This window comes from Sphingomonas sp. ERG5 (assembly GCF_000803065.1).
Lineage (GTDB): Bacteria > Pseudomonadota > Alphaproteobacteria > Sphingomonadales > Sphingomonadaceae > Sphingomonas.
In genome coordinates, this window is record NZ_JSXI01000009.1 from 11,906 (window position 1) to 28,660 (window position 16,755).

Here is a 16,755-nt window from a genome sequence, read left to right on the forward strand (position 1 = left end):
CATGTCATCCCTTGCCGGACTGATAGCGGCGCGCTCTTTCTCGGTGTCGGAAACAGAATTGCCACAGCGCCGGGAGCGCAAAGGCTTTGCGCGATGCTTTACGTCAGGCTGATGCGGATGCCGTCGATCACGAACTGAACCGCGAGCGCGGCGAGCAGCACGCCGAGCAGCCGGGTGATCACCGCCTCGATCTTCGCACCGAGCACGCGCATGATCGGACCGGCGGCAAGCAGGGCGAGCAATGTCAGCAACAGGATCGTCGCCAGTGCGCCGAGCACGACGAGTGTGCGCTCCACGCCTTCGTTCTTGCTCATCAGCAGCATGACCGAGGCGATCGATCCCGGGCCGGCGATCATCGGCATGGCCATCGGGAAGATCGACACATCCTCCACCTCTGGTGTCGCGGCGACCTTGGCGGCGCGGTCCTCGCGGCGTTCGGTGCGCTTCTCGAACACCATTTCCAGTGCGATCAGGAACAGCATGATGCCGCCCGCGATGCGGAAACTGGCCAGGCTGATGCCGAGACCGCGGAGCAGATCCTCGCCGAACAATGCGAAGACCAGCAGGATGGCTGCCGCGACCAGCACCGCGCGGATCGCCATCGCGCGGCGGTGCTCGGGCGTGGCGCCGGCCGACAGCCCGGCATAGATCGGCGCACAGCCCGGCGGATCGATCACCACGAAGAACGTGATCAATGAGGAGACGAAGAGCTCGATCATTTCGGGGCGGCGATCGCGTCGTCGATCACGGGCCGATATTCACGGCCGTCCCAGATCTCCGCAGTGAATCGACGCGACAGATCCGGCTTGACGACCCAGTTCCACAACAATGTTTCGTCCTTCGAATGGCCGGCATCACTGTTGTCATCGGGGCCAACGATCATCGGAACGACCCGCCCAGTGCATTTGGGCCGCACGACTTTCGGTTTGATCGGCCGATCGCGTGCGATTTTCAGTTCATCGCCACTGTCGACGATCCATTTCCAGCCGCCATCGGCCTGACGCTGCCACATGGTCGAGAAATAGCCGACCGCGCCGTCCGGCCGCTGCCAGCCGCCGGTATTGACCGCGAGCGATCCGTCGCACGAGATATAGCTTTCGGTTGGCCACCAGGAGATCGCCTTGGGCGGGTCCTTGCGATCCTTCAGGAATTGCTGTGCTTTCACCACCTGCGGCACGAACATCACCGCATCCTCGGCCGCATAACGCCTGAACGCGGTCCATTGCCCGTCCTTCAATGCGGCGGCGGCAAAGGCGCGTTCGGCATCGACGGCGGTCGTTGCGGGCGCGGCGGCGATCAGTAGCGCGAGCAGCATCACAAAGACCCCTTCTCATAGGGCACTCGCTCGCGCCGGTGCGCGGACACCAGGGTATTGCGCAACAGGCATGCGATGGTCATTGGCCCGACGCCGCCCGGCACCGGCGTGATCGCCCCCGCTACGCTCGCCGCGCCGGCGAAATCGACATCGCCGACCAGCCCGTCCGCGGTGCGGTTGATGCCGACATCGATCACCGTCGCGCCGGGCTTGATCCATTCGCCCTTGATCATGCGCGGCCGCCCGACCGCCGCGACGACGATATCGGCACGGTGTACCACGCTCGACAGGTCGCGGGTCTTCGAATGCGCGATCGTCACGGTGCAGCTTTCGCCAAGCAGCAATTGCGCCATCGGCTTGCCGACGATGTTCGACCGCCCGATCACTACCGCATCGAGCCCGGCGAGATCGCCGAGGCGGTCCTTGAGCAGCATCAGGCAGCCAAGCGGTGTACAGGGAACGAAACCCTCGAGTCCGGTTGCCAGCCGTCCGGCATTGACCGGGTGAAAGCCATCGACATCCTTGTCCGGATCGATCCGCGTCGTCACCGCGCGCTCGTCGATATGGCCGGGCAATGGCAGCTGCACGAGGATCCCGTCGATCGCCGGATCGGCATTAAGCGCATCGACCAGGGCGAGCAGTTCGTCCTGCGATACGGTGGCGGGCAGCCGGTGCTCGAAGCTTTCCATCCCTGCGGCACGCGTCGCCTTGCCCTTCGACCGGACATAGACGGCGGAGGCGGGATCCTCGCCGACCAGCACCACCGCCAGCCCCGGCGCACGTCCGGCGGCAGCGGTGAAAGCGGCGACCTGGACGGCAAGCCGCCCGCGAAAGGCTTCGGCAAATGCCTTGCCGTCGATGATGTCTGCACTCATGACCCGGCCCCATAGAATGCGGCGGCAATTCCCGCCAGCGTGGCGACGTCTCCGTTGACGTGCAGCCGCTTCAACCGCGCCGTATCGCCAGCAATCAGGCTGACCGCGCGTTTCGGCACGTCAAAGGCTTTTGCTACCAACGGCACCAGAGCTGCGTTCGCCGCTCCTTCGATTGGCGGGGCGGCGAGCCTGGCGATGAAATGCTCATCTGTGCCCGCGCCGAAGCTCTCGCGCGACGATCGCGGCGTGACCCGAACCGCGATGGCGATGCCGTCGCTGCGTTCGGCCCAGGCGGGCAATCAGATCGCCGGTGGCGCGTAGAGCTGCACCGCCAACGCAGGAAGCAGGATCGTGCGGATGATGTAAAGGATCAGCAACACGACCAGCGGCGAAAGGTCCAGTGCACCGAAATCGGGCAGGATGCGACGGATCGGTCGGTACATTGGTTCGGTCATGCGCCGTAACGCTTCCCAAACCGTGCGCACCGTGTCGTTATAAGTGCTGATGACGTTGAATGCGATCAGCCAAGACAGGATCGCCTGGACGATGATGATCAGCGAGACGACGTTGAGCAGTACCTGGATGATACTGATGATGACGATCAATTGCGCTCTCCGCTGGGCGTGGACGCACACCGATAGCGGAAAGCGGGTGCCCTGAACAAGGGCACCCGTGGCCAGTTGTTACGCTATCGTAAGGATGCGACGCTTTTCATCGTTTTGCTGCGGCAACCGGATCGGTTCTGCCACTTGTACCACGGCCAGGTGCGTGCGTCGTGCTGCGCCGGCGGGACCGTGGGGCAGCGGCTCGGCGCGGCGCAGCTTGGCGATCGCGCGGCGATCCAGGCTATCGTCGCCCGACCCCTGAATGACGCGGATGTCGGAGATCGCGCCGCTTGTATCGACGCAAAAGGCCAGGGTGGCGGTACCACTGCGATAGCCGATACCGGGGGTGATGGGGTCGGCCGCGGTGGCGCGGTCGATCGCGGTGCCGAGTGCCGCAATCCAGCGGGCCTCGTCGAAGCTGTGGGTGTGGGTCATCGCCGTTTCCTTCGCTTGCCGGAAGAAACGCATAGCGCGGCGATGTTAAGCGGACGCGACATTGGCGTGACGGCGGTGACACGAAAGCGTCACAGGAGTGACACAGACCGTTTTGGTCGGCGGTGCCGGCCCTACCCGCACCGCCGGAAAAAGACTCTCAGCGATGAACGCCCTCAGCGGTGAACGAGCGTGCCGGCGCCCTGGCGCGTGAAGATTTCGAGCAGCATCGCGTGCGGCACGCGGCCGTCGAGGATGACGGCGGCATCCACGCCGCCCTCGACCGCAGTGACGCAGGTTTCGAGCTTGGGGATCATCCCGCCGCTGATCGTGCCATCCGCACGAAGCTGGGCGATCCGTTCGGGATCGAGATCGGTGAGCAGTTCGCCCTGCTTGTCGAGCACGCCTGCGACGTCAGTCAGCAGGAACAGCCGCGACGCGCCCATCGCGGCGGCGATCGCGCCGGCCATGGTGTCGGCATTGATATTATAGGTATGGCCGTCATCGCCGATTGCGATCGGCGCGACCACCGGGATCACGCCGGCGGCACTGAGCGTATCGATGATCGAGCGATCGACCGATACAGGTTCGCCGACAAAGCCGAGATCGACAGCGCGTTCGATATTGCTGTCAGGGTCGCGCCTGGTGCGCTCGACCTTCTTCGCGCGCACAAAGCTCGCATCTTTGCCTGAAATGCCGACCGCGCGGCCGCCGGCCTGGCCGATCCAGGCGACGAGTTCCTTGTTGATTGCGCCCGACAGGACCATTTCGGCGACTTGCGCCGTTTGTGCGTCGGTTACCCGCAGCCCGTCGACAAAGCTCGATTCGACGCCAAGCTTTTTCAGCATCGCGCCGATCTGCGGCCCGCCGCCATGCACCACGACCGGATTGATCCCGACCGCCTTCATCAGCACGACATCCTCGGCGAAATCGCGTGCCAGCTCCGGGTCGCCCATCGCATGGCCACCATATTTCACCACGAAGGTCGCGCCGGCATAGCGCTGCATATAGGGCAGCGCTTCGGTAAGCGTCTCGGCCTTGGCGAGCAAGGCGGGGGCGGGCGAATGATCAGTCATGCGCGCGCCACTAGGGCCGCGCGGTCGTGCCGTCCAGCCACCGGCCGATCGCCACCACGAGATAGATTAGCGGCGGGACCAGCACGGCAGACAGCGTGACCTTGGCGAGCATCTGACCGATCAGCAGTTCGCCGATCGGAAAGACGCCGAGAAATGCGATCGAGATGAACAGCAGCGTATCGACGATCTGCGACAGGACGCCGGCGATCGCGCCGCGCAGCCAGAGCAATTTGCCCCCTTCGCCCCGGAGCCAACTGAACAAGGTCACGTTCAAGGTTTGCGAAGCGCCATAAGCGACGATGCCGGCGATCCAGATCCGTACCGTGCCGCCCAGCACGAGCTGGAATCCGTCGCGGATCGCCGGGTTCATGCCGGGCGAAGCGGGCAGATGAAGTACGATCTCAAGCAGCGCGATCGACCCGAGCAACGGCACGAAGCCGAACCGGACGAGCGTGTTGGCGGTGGCCGGCCCATGGAGTTCGGCGACAGCGCTCGATACGACGACCAGCATCAGAAAGGCGAAGATTCCCGCTTCGACGGCCAGCGGGCCTTGTCCGAACAGCGGCCCGATCGCCGATAGTGGGCCGAGCGCAACTTGTTTGGATCCGAGCACACCGGCGATGCAGACCATGCCGCCATAGAAGATCGAAAAGGCGAAGAGCGAGCGTGGGATCGCGGACGAAGGCTGGTTCATCACCGCGACGCTAATGGCTTGCGCCCGCGCGTCAATCCGGCAGGTGGCGGCTGGTGCAGGCGAGCCAACGCAATTTTCTTGCACAATTTCGACGAATGCTGCGAAGCTGGGACAAATTGGGGGCGTGATTGATGCAGTTGAGCAAGTTTTTGATCGGTCTGGCGGGGATTGCCGTCATCCTCGGCATCGCTGTCCTGCTGTCGAACAATCGCCGCGCGATCCGTCCGCGTATCGTCGGAGCGGCCTTTGCGCTCCAGGCCGGGATTGCCGTGCTGGTGCTCTATGTACCGGCGGGCAAGAATGTGCTGGAATTCCTGTCGGGCGGCGTCGCCAACTTGCTCAGCTATGCCAAGGAGGGGACGCGGTTCCTGCTCGGCGGGCTGGTCGATGCGCCATATGGTGACAGCGTTTTTGCGATCGGGGCTCTTCCCGTCATCATCTTCTTCGCCAGCCTTGTTTCGATCCTTTATTATCTTGGCATCATGCAACTGGTCGTACGCTGGCTTGGCGGCGCGATTGAATGGGTGATCGGCGTGTCGAAGGTCGAATCGCTATGCGCGGCCGCCAACATCTTCGTCGGGCAGAGCGAATCACCGCTCGTCATCCGTCCTTATTTGGCGAGCCTGACCCCGCCACAGCTATTCACGGTGATGACCAGCGGCATGGCCGGCGTTGCGGGGACGATCCTCGCCGCTTATGCTTCGATGGGCATTTCGATCGAATATCTGCTTGCCGCGAGCTTCATGGCCGCACCGGGCGGCATTCTGATGGCCAAGATCATCATGCCCGACGTACCGGTGACTGGTCAGGGCGAGTTGCCGCTCGGTGACCATCCCGGGGACCAGCAGATAAAGTTGTCCGAGGCGCGCGTCAGCGGACAAGGCCCTGCCGCGCTCCTGCCCGAGGGGACACCGGGCGAGCCGATGCCCGAGGCGAGCCATGACGAGGAAAAGCCCGCCAATATCATCATGGCGGCGGCGCAGGGTGCGCAGACCGGCGTCAAGTTGGCGGTCGCGGTAGGGGCGATGGTGCTGGCGTTCGTCGCGCTGGTCGCACTTGCGAACGGCATTCTGGGTGGCGTCGGCAAATGGTTCGGGCTGGAGGGCCTGAGCTTTCAGGCCCTGCTCGGCTATGTCTTCGCGCCGGTCATGTTCCTGCTCAACGTGCCGTGGCACGAGGCGGGCGCTGCTGGCGGTCTGTTTGGGCAGAAGATCGTGCTCAACGAATTCGTCGCCTATATCGCCCTGGGTAAGCAGACGGCACTTTCTCATCACACCGTCGCGGTGGTCACCTTCGCCTTGTGCGGCTTTGCCAATTTCTCATCGATCGCGATTCAGATGGCGGTCACCGGCAGTCTTGCGCCCAATCAGCGCCCGATGATCGCCAAACTCGGCCTGCGCGCCTTGTGTGCCGGCAGTCTTGCGAATCTGATGTCGGCGGCGCTGGCGGGGCTGCTCATCTCCTGACAGGTCGTATAGTCAAAAGCGGTGACGCGTCGGACGGCCTGTTCTGGCCCGTATCGATCGCCTGATTACCTCGTTATCGCCGGCAATCGAACTCGAATTCGGAGCAGAACAGCACGTGATTGGTTTTGAAGACGTACGGGCGGCCGCTGACCGGATCGCCGGCAAGGTGATCCGTACCCCGGCCATTCGCAGCGATGCCATCAGCCGGCTCACCGGCGCCGAAGTCTGGTTGAAGCTCGATTCATTGCAGGTCACCGGTGCCTTCAAAGAGCGCGGCGCCGCCAATCGCCTTGCCCTTCTGACCGCACCGGAGCGAGCGGCCGGCGTTGTCGCCATGTCCGCCGGCAATCATGCCCAGGCGGTCGCACGGCATTCTGCGCTTCTCGGCATCCGGGCGGTGATCGTCATGCCGGCCTTCACGCCATCGACCAAGGTGACACGAACGGCGCAATGGGGCGCGGAGGTCGTGCTGCATGGCACGACACTCGCCGAGGCGGCTGCGCATGCGCGCTCCCTGGCGGACAATCAGGGCCTGACCTTCATCCATCCTTATGATGACGATGCCGTCATCGCGGGCCAGGGTACGCTTGCCCTCGAACTGATCGAGGATGTGCCCGAGCTCGATACGCTTGCCGTGCCGATCGGCGGCGGCGGGCTGATCGCGGGGGCCGCGCTTGCCGCGCTGGGTGCTGGGCGCCGGATCGACGTTTTCGGGGTAGAAGTCGAAAGCTATGCCGCGATGGCGCAGGAATTGGCCGGGCAGCCGGTCAGCGTCGGTGGAACGACCATCGCCGAAGGGATCGCCGTCCGTGATATCGGTCGCCGGCCGCTTGAGATCGTGCGGAAGTTTGTCAGCCAGGTGATCACTGTCCCGGAACATCTGATCGAGAATGCCATCGCACTGCTGGCGGAAGAGGCAAAGATCGTCGCGGAAGGTGCGGGCGCCACCGGCGTGGCCGCGCTGCTGGCGTATCCCGACCTGTTCAGGGGACGCCGGATCGGGGTACCGATCTGTGGCGCGAACATCGACAATCGCGCGCTCGCCAATGTGCTTCAGCGGGTCATGATCCGGGACGGACGAATGATGCGCCTGGTGCTCGACATCCCGGATCGGCCGGGTGTTCTGGGCGAGATCTCGACGCGTATTGGCCAGGCCGGTGCCAACATCATCGAGGTGTCGCACCATCGTCTGTTCACGTCGCCAAGCGTACAGGCCGCGCGGCTCGAGATCATGTTCGAGGCGCGGGACGCGGCGCATAGCGAGGCCGTGGTTGCGGCGCTTGAGGAACATTACGCCGTCACCAGGCTCTAGAGAACCCCGCGCAACATCCCGTTCGTGGAGGAGCCGGCTGGCCTAAAGGTCGAACTGCGGCGTTGCATCCTCCTCCGCATCGAAGGTCGATAGCGTGACGCCGATCAGCCGGATGCCGGCGCGCAACGGGAACAGCGTCCTCACCAGCGACAGCGAAACGTCGTATAGCGCCGCCTTGTCCGCCACCGGCGAAGCCCGGGTCCGACTACGGGTGACCTGGCGGAAATCGGCGTAGCGCGCCTTGACCGTCACGGTACGGCCACGCCCGCCCGATTTCTCGCACCACGCCCACACATCATCGGCCATTGCGCGCACGCCCGCCTCGACCTCCTCGGGCGTGATCAGGTCGGTCTCATAGGTGGTTTCCGATCCCGACGACTTGCGCGGCCGGTCCGGGGTGACCTGCCGGTCGTCCTCGCCGCGCGCGATGGTGTGATACCAGGCGCCGGCCTTGCCGAAATGGCCCTGCAGGAAATGCAGATCGTGCGCGCGCAGGTCGGCGCCGGTGAGGATGCCGAGCCGGTTCATTTTCTCGGCGGTCTTGGGGCCGATGCCGTGGAAGCGTCCCACCGGCAAGGTCGCGACGAAGTCCAGGCCCGCACCCGGCGGAATGACGCATTGGCCATTGGGCTTGTTCTGGTCCGAGGCGAGCTTGGCGAGGAATTTATTGTACGAAATGCCCGCCGAGGCGGTCAGCCCGGTGATCTCCAGGATGCGCGCCCTGATTTCCTTCGCCGTCTCGGTCGCCGAGTTCAGCCCGCGCAGATTTTCCGTCACGTCGAGATAGGCTTCATCGAGCGAAAGCGGTTCGACCAAGGGGGTATAGTCATGGAAGATCGCGCGGATTTGCGCCGATACGGCGCGATAGACGTCGAAACGCGGCGGCACGAAGACCAGGTCGGGACAGCGGCGCAGCGCGGTGACCGAGGGCATGGCCGACCGCACGCCGAACGAGCGCGCTTCATAGCTCGCCGCGGCGACCACGCCGCGCCCGCTCGACCCGCCAACCGCCAGCGGACGTCCGCGCAGCGACGGATCATCGCGTTGCTCCACCGACGCGTAGAAGGCGTCCATATCGACATGGATGATCTTGCGGGTCACGGCGGCTTTTTATGCGCCTCAGGTCAATGCGGTAAGCATCTTTATTCCGCGTGGACCACTGTACCGACCGCCACATCTTTCAGCCCGAGCCAGCCGGTCATGCGCCGCAGTTCCACACGAAGCCGCTCGATTGTCTCGGCCGGAGCCCCGGGTTCGACTGTCACGCGGTGCGCGAGCAGCAGGCCCGCTTGCCGGTCGGCCTTCACATCGACGCGCGCGACGATGCGATCGTCGAGCAGGAAGGGCAGGACATAATAGCCGTGCCGGCGCTTCTCGGCCGGGACATAGATTTCGATGCGGTAATGGAAATCGAACAGCCGCTCGGTTCGCGCGCGTTCCCAGATCAGCGGGTCGAACGGGGCGAGCAATGCCGCGCCGGCGATGCGGCGGGGCCGACGCGCGTCGCGATGGAGAAAGGCGGGCTTGCCCCAACCTGTCACCGTGACCGGGATCAGCACGCCCTCTTCAACAAGCGTTTCGACGCTGGCCCGTCCCGCTTCCGGCTTAAGGCGGAAATAGTCGCGCAGATCGGTCTCGGTCGCCACGCCCAGCGTTCGTGCGGCGCGCTCGGTCAGCGCGCGGAACGCGTCGGCATCGCTTGGCGTCGGCACGTCGCGGATCGCCGCCGGGATGACGCGCTCGGTCAGATCATAGACGCGCTCGAAACTGCCCCGCCGGGTCGCGGTGGTGATGTGACCGGCACGGAACAGCCATTCCAAAGCTTGTTTGGTATCGCCCCACTCCCACCAGCCGCTGCGACTTTTGCCTTCCTCGAAATCGGATGCGGCCATCGGCCCATCGCTGCGGATACGGTCCAGAATCAGTTCGGCTTCGCCGCGCCGCTCGGTCGCGAAGCGCCTGAGGCTGGTCCAGCCGCCCTCGCCGCGATCGGCTTGCGCCATGCGCCAGCGTAGCAGCGGTTGCAGCGCGATCGGCAGCAGCGATGCCTCATGCGCCCAATATTCGAACAGCCGCCGCTCGCGTTTCGGGCCCCAGGCAGCGCGGTCGATTAGCGTCCGGTCATAGTCGCCAAGCCGCGAAAAGGCCGGCAGATAATGCGCCCGCACCGCGACATTGACGCTGTCGATCTGGTGCAGCGACAGCGTATCGACCGTCCGGCGCAGATGATGCTGGCCGACAGTTTCCGGCAGCGCCGCGCCGAAGCCCTGCGCACCCAACGCAATACGCCGCGCCTGTGAAATGCTGAGCGTCTCGATCAGGAGTCGCGCTCCGCGCGCTCGGCGGCCCGGGCATAATTCTCCGCTGCCTGCCTTTCCCGTACATCCTTGAAGGCGATCACCGGGTCGGGCGCCTCACCAAGGCCGTGCAGGAGGACCCACAAGGCGAAGCGGCGGCTCGAGTCGCGCTCGGTGCCGAAATCGATCCGCAGTCGTTCGAGACCCGACTGGATCGCCGCGTCGTCGAGCGTCTCGAGGCTTTCGGCGCCGAAATAATGATAAAGCAGTGCGTCGAGGTCCAAGTCTGTTTCCCAAGAGAGCGTTTTCGTGGCCGCCCGATGCTGTAGCCCTATCCCGTGACGTCGTCACCGGCGCTGGACGCGACAATTTGCCCGAGCGCCCAATGGCGAAATGCCATGATGGCGGGCCGGAGTGTAGTGGCGATGGGAGTGACGAGATGATAAGCGAGCCCGTCGAGCAACACCGCATCCGCCAGGCCGACCAGCCGTCCGTCGCGAATGTCCGGCTCGGCCAGTGCCGCGGGTAGCAATCCAGCACCATGGCCCGACAGGATTGCGGTCCGCAACAGCCCGACATCATCGAAGGACGCGCCACGCGCTGCGCCCGGACATGATAGTTCGTGATGCTCGAACCATAAGGCCCAGCCCCCGCGATCGGTGCCGTGCACTTTCGGCCAGTCGAGCAAATCGACAGCGCCGGCGGGCGATCCGAGCCGGGCGACGAGATTGGGACTGGCCACCGGCACCACTGCCGGCGCGACCAGCAAGTCGCTGACCATGTCGCGATACTTGCCGAGGCCGTGGCGGATCGCGATCTCTGCCTCGCCCGCCGCGAGATTGGCGAGACCCGTCGTCGCCATCACGCGCAGGTCGATCGCCGGATGCCGCTCCTGGAAGTCGGCGAGCCTCGGAACCAGCCAGGTTTCCGCAAAAAATGGTGTGACGCTGATCGTCAGGATGCCGCTCTCGGCGCCGCTGCGCACCCGGTCCGCCGCTTCGACCATCAGACGGAAAGCCTGGCGCACCCCCGGCAGCAGCGATTGCCCTGCGTCGGTGAGGTAGATGGCACGGTTCGCACGCCGGAATAGCGCCACGCCAAGGTCGTCCTCAAGGCCGCGAAGTTGCTGGCTGACCGCGCTGGGGGTGACGCACAGTTCCTCAGCGGCGTGTTTCATCGACAAATGCCGCGCCACGACATCGAAGGCGCGCAGTCCGTTCAGGGCAGGAATCCGCATTAGAAAATCTTATCTATTAAAGTTAGCGATAATCGTTTGTCGTTTGCAGCACATATCGCAACAAAGGCCTAAGAAACAACGACGAAGTATCGATCAGTGGCACGATTCAGTGAAGTTGAACTACTTTATTGACATATGGCATCAGGAGTTCCGCTATGAATCCCGCACCCGAAATCTCGACCGAAAACGCAGTCTTCCGTAACTATGTCACTGTCCACGGCGTGCCGATGGCTTATGTCGATGTTGGCGAAGGTGATCCGATCGTCTTTCTCCACGGCAATCCCACGCCCTCCTATCTATGGCGCAACATCATCCCGCACGCGCTGCCCTTCGGCCGCTGTCTCGCGCCGGACTATCCCGGGATGGGGAATTCGGGCGTCGACCCGAACGGTGCGTATCGGCTGGCCGACCAGCAGCGCTATGTCGATGGGTGGTTCGATGCGCTCGGCCTCGATCATGACATCGTCCTCGTGGTGCATGACTGGGGCTCGGCGCTCGGCTTCGACTGGGCGCGACGTCATCCCGACCGGATCAAGGCGATCGTCCATATGGAGGGAATCGTGCGCCCTTTCCTGTCATGGGACGAATGGCCGGAAGTGACTCGGGATTTTTTCCAAGGTCAGCGCACGGTGGCCGGGGAAAAGATGATCCTCGAGCAGAATCTGTTCATCGAATATCTGTTGCCGCTGCGTGGCCTCTCCGGCGAGGCGATGGAGGTCTATCGCAGCCATTTCCGCGTACCGGGCGAAGCACGGCGGCCGATGCTGGCTTGGACTCGCGACTTGCCGATCGCCGGCGAACCCGCTGACGTCGTCGCGGTGGTCGAGGCCTATTCGGCCTGGCTTGCGACCAGCCCAGTCCCGAAGCTGTTCATCAATGGCGATCCAGCCGGTTTCCTGATCGGCGCCCAGCGCGACTTTTGCCGCGGCTTTCCCAACCAGCAGGAAGTTACGGTCAAGGGCGCGCATTTCCTGCAGGAGGATTCGCCGCGCGAGGTGGGCGAGGCCATGGCCCGGTTCATCGCCGCCGTCCTTGCCGGAAAGTTCGCCGCGGCATGACCGACCTGCAGTATCTGACGATCGGTGAGCTGTCGGTGGCGCTGGCGCGCCGCGACGTATCGCCGGTCGAGGTGGTCCAGGCACAGCTCGACCGGATCGCAGCGCATGACGGCATGCTTCACAGCTATGCCTGTGTGATGGCGGACGAAGCGCTGGCTGCAGCGCGGCGGGCCGAAGCTGACATTGCGGCAGGAATGACACGTGGCCCGCTTCACGGAGTACCGTTGGGCATCAAGGACCTGTTCTGGACCAGGGATGCGCCGACGGCGGCCGGAAGCGCGATCCATCGCGATTTCTGGTCAACGCAGGATGCAACCGCCGTCCGTCGGCTGCGTGAGGTCGGCGCAATCCCGCTCGGCAAGCTCGAGATGACGGAAGGCGCCTATTCGGACTATCATCCGTCAGTCACCCCGCCGGTTAATCCATGGCACGCGGACTATTGGCCGGGTATCTCGTCAAGCGGGCCGGCCGTCGCGGTTGCGGCGGGGCTTAGTTACGGTGCGCTTGCTTCGGATACGGGCGGATCGATCCGCTGGCCGGCTGCGGCCACCGGCATCACTGGTCTCAAGCCGAGTTGGGGCCGGGTCAGCCGTTACGGCGTGTTGGAACTGGCTGCCTCACTCGATCATGTTGGCATGTTGACGCGCAGTGCCGCGGACGCGGGATTGCTGCTCGATGCCGTTGCCGGCGCCGACCCGCTCGATCCGACCGCTGTGCAGGCGTCGGTGCCCGATCGCTTCGGCGACGCGATGCTCGATTTGCGCGGAGTGCGGATCGGGGTCGATCCGGCGTGGAACGGCGATGGCGTGGATGACGTCGTTCTGCCTGTTCTCACTAGAGCGCAGGAGGTTCTGGCCGCGCTGGGGGCCGAGATCGTCGAAGTGACGGTGCCCGATGTCGGTGATGCCGTCGCCGATTGGCCGGCGAACTGCGCCGTGGAGGCCGCCGTTGCGCATCAGGCGACCTACCCGTCGCGAACGTCGGATTATGGCCCCGTGCTCGCTGCGGTTCTTGATCAGGGCCATGCCTTGTCGGGCATGGAGTATCAGCGGATCCTGTTGCGCCGCATGGCCCTGCGCGGCGCGTTCGACGCGCTGTTCGGGCGGATCGATCTGCTGCTGACCCCCGTTCACCCGTTCGCACCGCTGACCTTGGCGCGCATCAGCACGCTGGGCGAGCAGCCGCACCTGATCGCCGCGCTTCAGCGCTATACCTGCCCGTTCAACATGACCGGCTTGCCGACGCTTACTTTGCCAGGGGGGCAGGACGCTATCGGAATGCCGATTGGCTTCCAGCTCGTGGCAGGCCATTTGCGCGAAGCGCCGCTGATCCGTGCCGGGATTGCCTATCAGGGTTCGACCTCCTGGCATCGAAGGCGTCCCATCGATTGAGGTGGCTGATGCGGGAATGATTAGTGGCTCATCACTCTGCCGTTCGTTTCGAGCGCAGTCGAGAAACCGTACGCAGCGCTTATGGCCCGTTTCTCGACTTCGCTCGAAACGAACGGATGGGGATTATTCCTGTCTGAGCCCCGCCATGCGCTCCGGCCGACCATAACGCTCATACAGCATGATCAGCGCGATCGCTGCCATGACCAGAAGATGGGGCGTGCCCTCAAAGCAGAAGGGCAGCGCCATCAGCGCCCAACAGGACCCCACGCACGCACCGGCGATCATGACGCCATGACGTGCTGCGGTCAGTTCATGTGCTAAGCTGGATCGGGGCATCGGTGCAACGCCGCAGCGGTGCAGGCAGCGCCGCTTGACCGGCGTCGTTTGCCACGCCGCCGCCACGCCGAGCGCGATCAGCGGGCCGGCCAGCGCCGACGATGCGGTCGCCAGCCGCAGCAATGACGTCAGTGTGACGAGGATGACGATCGCCGCCATCCAGACGGTGACATAAGCGATCAGGAAAAAGGCGACGGCGGCGGCGTCACGACGCGCGTCGTTGTTGGCGCGAACCTGCATCAGCGGTACGTGAAGCAAGGGCAGCATCATCGCGCACAGCATCACCAGCCAGGACAGGAACAGCGGCGACAGCGGGTTGATACGCAGTGCGGTGGCGAAGCTGGCCGGGACACTGGTCCAGAAATGCCCGCCCGGACCACATAAATCGGGGAGAGTCGGGATGATGCTCCACGACAGCAGCAAGGCCCAGGCACACAGGCTCGGCGCGACCAGCGGCCAGTGACGCCAGCGCCGGGCGGCTTGCCCGATCACGATGATATCTGCGCCGTGGTCGGTGGCCAGGGTGGCATCGGACAAGTCTTGGCGGCCGGGAGTTTGCTGCTGACTGGGGGATCGGGATAATATTGCGTCGTCCGCTGAACGTCGCGCGCGACCTTGCCGCCCTTGAGCAATTTGATCAGCATCAAGGCTTCGTCGAGCCCGGAGGAGATGCCGCCTCCGGTCAGCCGGTCGCGGTCGAGATGGAAACGCGGATGCCCGCGGGCGACCTTGATGTGCTTGTACGCCTTGAGGCACGGGATGAATGCCCAATGCGTCGTCGCCTTGTAGCCGTCGAGCAAGCCGGCCGCCGCAAGCAGCAAGACACCCTCGCACACGGATGCGACCAATGGCGTCATGGCTGCTTGCTTCACCAGAAAGTCGAGATAGACGCGCTTCGGATCATGGATCAGCTGCGACAGCGCATTAGGGTCGCCGCCGGGCACCCACAGCGCGTCATATGGGCGCGCTTGTGCAAAGCTGCGTTCGACCTTGAACGGGAAGGCATCGCGGAACTGTACCATACCGCGCCGCGCGGCGAGCAGGTCGACTTCGATCCCGGCCCAGCGGAACATCTCGTACGGGCCGGTGACGTCAAGCATGTCGACATCGTCATAGACCGGTATGCCGATAATCATGACGTGACTCCCATCCGGTTCGCGGTTTTCCCCTGCGCCCAGTTTCGCCAGAATGGCGCCTCCGGCCAGCGCGCGGCTTCGGCATAATGTGCAGCCAGCGCTTGCGTGTAGCTCTGGAAGCCGTGCGCGCTGATCATCGCATAGCGCCGTCTGATCTCGCTTTCCCGAATCGCGTCGGTCTTGCCGCCGAGCAGGTCGACGGTGGCATAAGCCGCGATGATACCGGATCGCAGCGCATGGACGATGCCGCGCGACGAGAGGGGGTCGGCGGCGAACAGCGTGTCGCCTGCGGCGATCCAGCGCAGCCCGGCGACGGGATCGATCGTCGCGGTGCCGGCCGAGCGCACCAGCACCTCGCCTTCGCGCGCATTAGGCGGCAGCAGCGCGCGCATATGCCGGGTGGCGTCAAGCGCCTGCCGCCATCCATCGCGCGTGCGCAGGCCGAGCGTTTCCGCGATCTGCGGCTCGGTCATGCAGGCGATGATGCGGCGATCGCCGGGGAGATCGGCGCTGTACCACCAGCCCTCGGGCCGCGCCTCGATCACTGTCCGGCAATCGCCCGCGACCCCAGCGAAGAAGCGCGTATGGGCGACGAGATCACTGTGCACCCTCACTTGCGCACCAAAGGGCCGCGCCAGCCGCCAGCTTCGCCCTGTCGCCCACACCACCCCTCGTGCGTCGATCTCGCTGTCGTCGGCGAGTGTCAGCCGCCAGCCTTCGCCCTTTGCCGCCGCCGACCGCACCGCGCATTCGGTGGTGACCGCCGCGCCGGCGGCCTTGGCTGCATCGGCCAGCAACCGGTCGAAGCGTGCGCGATCGAGATGCCAGCCCGGTCCTTGCGCGGAAAAGATGCTGTGCCGTTCGTCCAGTGCATCATCGCTCCAGGCCGAGGCGACCGCACGTCCGGTGATGAAACCCTGGCGCTCGAATGCCGCCATGACGCCGAGCTGCTCGAGCAGACTGCGCGCCACTGCCGGCAGTATTTCGCCCGGCCGGGCGATGCTGTAATCGCCCGCCTCGATCAGCCGGACGCTCAGTCTCGGCGCGTGGCGACGCAAGGTCAGCGCGGCAGCCGCCCCGGCGGGGCCACCACCGATTACCGCGATGTCAGCCCTGGCGCGTGGCATAGAAGGACGCAACCACGCCGGCCGGCGATGTACCGCCGCCACCGCTCGAATGCGGGATGGTGCGTGTCACCGATCCCACGAATGCGGTGGTCTGCAATCCGGCGCTGCTGTTGGGCCACACCGGCACCAGCCAGCCAATATAGTCATAGATCCACTGCTCGCCGCCGACCACACCCTTGCCCTGGAAGCGCACCTGCATCGGCGATCCGAAGCCGAAACTGCCATGCAGATCGAGCGACCAGCCCGGCCCGCCAATCGTGCCGCCCAGTTCTGCCCGGCCGGCCTCGGTAATGACCAGGGTGCCGCGCCCGAACTCCAGGTCGTTGAACGCGGTATCGACATCGGGGTCGTTGAGCAGGCTGCGATAGGTCCAACTGCCGATAAAGGGATTGGTCATG

General features: G+C 64.7%; 20 protein-coding genes. 4 read left to right on the plus strand and 16 right to left on the minus strand.

The genetic code is table 11. The annotated features are described in order from the left end of the window. Positions 1-98: 98 nt before the first annotated feature. From OO12_RS02040 to OO12_RS02075, 8 genes are all read right to left on the minus strand, one after another. Positions 99-719, minus strand: coding sequence for a MarC family protein (locus tag OO12_RS02040; protein ID WP_034156972.1), 621 nt, complete (start codon positions 717-719; stop codon positions 99-101). Continuing rightward, complete coding sequence (locus tag OO12_RS02045) at positions 716-1,315, minus strand: hypothetical protein (RefSeq protein WP_034156973.1); 600 nt, start codon at positions 1,313-1,315, stop codon at positions 716-718. Before OO12_RS02045 ends, OO12_RS02040 begins: the two co-directional genes overlap by 4 nt. Continuing rightward, entirely contained in the window at positions 1,315-2,190 is an 876-nt protein-coding gene (gene folD, locus OO12_RS02050) for a bifunctional methylenetetrahydrofolate dehydrogenase/methenyltetrahydrofolate cyclohydrolase FolD (RefSeq protein WP_034156974.1), read from the minus strand. Before folD ends, OO12_RS02045 begins: the two co-directional genes overlap by 1 nt. Beyond that, positions 2,187-2,489, minus strand: a complete 303-nt coding sequence (locus tag OO12_RS02055; protein ID WP_034156975.1) for a DUF167 domain-containing protein — start codon at positions 2,487-2,489, stop codon at positions 2,187-2,189. Before OO12_RS02055 ends, folD begins: the two co-directional genes overlap by 4 nt. Beyond that, positions 2,490-2,795, minus strand: coding sequence for a YggT family protein (locus OO12_RS02060; RefSeq protein WP_034156976.1), 306 nt, complete (start codon positions 2,793-2,795; stop codon positions 2,490-2,492). Between the two features lie 78 nt (positions 2,796-2,873). Then, the gene (locus tag OO12_RS02065; RefSeq protein ID WP_160296714.1) at positions 2,874-3,230 is read right to left on the minus strand and encodes an energy transducer TonB; all 357 of its coding nucleotides are present in this window, start codon (positions 3,228-3,230) and stop codon (positions 2,874-2,876) included. Between the two features lie 173 nt (positions 3,231-3,403). Then, positions 3,404-4,303: an acetylglutamate kinase gene (argB, locus tag OO12_RS02070; RefSeq protein ID WP_034156978.1), complete on the minus strand. Its 900-nt coding sequence runs from the start codon at positions 4,301-4,303 to the stop codon at positions 3,404-3,406. A 10-nt stretch (positions 4,304-4,313) separates the two neighbouring features. Further along, positions 4,314-4,997 (minus strand): queuosine precursor transporter, encoded by a 684-nt coding sequence (locus OO12_RS02075; protein WP_034156979.1) that lies wholly within the window; start codon positions 4,995-4,997, stop codon positions 4,314-4,316. 131 nt (positions 4,998-5,128) lie between these two features. Between OO12_RS02075 and OO12_RS02080 the strand changes: the two genes are divergently transcribed. Both OO12_RS02080 and OO12_RS02085 read left to right on the plus strand, forming a co-directional pair. Next, positions 5,129-6,463 carry a NupC/NupG family nucleoside CNT transporter gene (locus OO12_RS02080; protein WP_034156980.1) on the plus strand — a complete coding sequence of 445 codons (1,335 nt, stop codon included), beginning with the start codon at positions 5,129-5,131 and terminating at the stop codon, positions 6,461-6,463. Positions 6,464-6,578: 115 nt separating this feature from the next. Beyond that, positions 6,579-7,775, plus strand: coding sequence for a threonine ammonia-lyase (locus OO12_RS02085; protein ID WP_034156981.1), 1,197 nt, complete (start codon positions 6,579-6,581; stop codon positions 7,773-7,775). Positions 7,776-7,817: 42 nt separating this feature from the next. On the opposite strand, the gene dinB is transcribed toward OO12_RS02085, so the two are convergent. From dinB to OO12_RS02105, 4 genes are read right to left on the minus strand one after another with little or no spacing between them, the layout of a single operon-like run. After that, on the minus strand, positions 7,818-8,876 hold the full coding sequence (gene dinB, locus OO12_RS02090) for a DNA polymerase IV (RefSeq protein ID WP_034156982.1): 1,059 nt from the start codon (positions 8,874-8,876) through the stop codon (positions 7,818-7,820). 41 nt (positions 8,877-8,917) lie between these two features. Then, a complete protein-coding gene (locus OO12_RS02095; RefSeq protein ID WP_235364654.1) occupies positions 8,918-10,054 on the minus strand; it encodes a winged helix-turn-helix domain-containing protein in 1,137 nt (378 codons plus the stop codon). 38 nt (positions 10,055-10,092) lie between these two features. Then, positions 10,093-10,356: a hypothetical protein gene (locus OO12_RS28865; RefSeq protein WP_034156984.1), complete on the minus strand. Its 264-nt coding sequence runs from the start codon at positions 10,354-10,356 to the stop codon at positions 10,093-10,095. Between the two features lie 47 nt (positions 10,357-10,403). Then, positions 10,404-11,309: a LysR substrate-binding domain-containing protein gene (locus tag OO12_RS02105; protein ID WP_034156985.1), complete on the minus strand. Its 906-nt coding sequence runs from the start codon at positions 11,307-11,309 to the stop codon at positions 10,404-10,406. 155 nt (positions 11,310-11,464) lie between these two features. On the opposite strand from OO12_RS02105, the gene OO12_RS02110 reads away from it, so the two are divergent. Together OO12_RS02110 and OO12_RS02115 are read left to right on the plus strand one after the other, a co-directional pair. Beyond that, on the plus strand, positions 11,465-12,367 hold the full coding sequence (locus OO12_RS02110; protein ID WP_052215432.1) for a haloalkane dehalogenase: 903 nt from the start codon (positions 11,465-11,467) through the stop codon (positions 12,365-12,367). Continuing rightward, positions 12,364-13,758, plus strand: coding sequence for an amidase (locus tag OO12_RS02115; RefSeq protein ID WP_034156986.1), 1,395 nt, complete (start codon positions 12,364-12,366; stop codon positions 13,756-13,758). The genes OO12_RS02110 and OO12_RS02115 overlap by 4 nt, the downstream gene beginning before the upstream one ends. A 123-nt stretch (positions 13,759-13,881) precedes the next feature. Here the strand turns inward: OO12_RS02115 and OO12_RS26635 are convergent, their stop codons facing one another. Genes OO12_RS26635 through OO12_RS02135 form a run of 4 tightly spaced genes read right to left on the minus strand, consistent with a single transcriptional unit; the run spans position 13,882 to position 16,754 of the window. Further along, positions 13,882-14,631 (minus strand): copper chaperone, encoded by a 750-nt coding sequence (locus OO12_RS26635; protein ID WP_052215433.1) that lies wholly within the window; start codon positions 14,629-14,631, stop codon positions 13,882-13,884. Next, positions 14,583-15,230 carry a DJ-1/PfpI family protein gene (locus tag OO12_RS02125; protein ID WP_034156987.1) on the minus strand — a complete coding sequence of 216 codons (648 nt, stop codon included), beginning with the start codon at positions 15,228-15,230 and terminating at the stop codon, positions 14,583-14,585. Before OO12_RS02125 ends, OO12_RS26635 begins: the two co-directional genes overlap by 49 nt. Further along, positions 15,227-16,357 (minus strand): FAD-dependent oxidoreductase, encoded by a 1,131-nt coding sequence (locus OO12_RS02130; protein ID WP_052215435.1) that lies wholly within the window; start codon positions 16,355-16,357, stop codon positions 15,227-15,229. The genes OO12_RS02125 and OO12_RS02130 overlap by 4 nt, the downstream gene beginning before the upstream one ends. After that, complete coding sequence (locus OO12_RS02135; RefSeq protein ID WP_034156988.1) at positions 16,338-16,754, minus strand: hypothetical protein; 417 nt, start codon at positions 16,752-16,754, stop codon at positions 16,338-16,340. Before OO12_RS02135 ends, OO12_RS02130 begins: the two co-directional genes overlap by 20 nt. Position 16,755 lies beyond the last annotated feature (1 nt).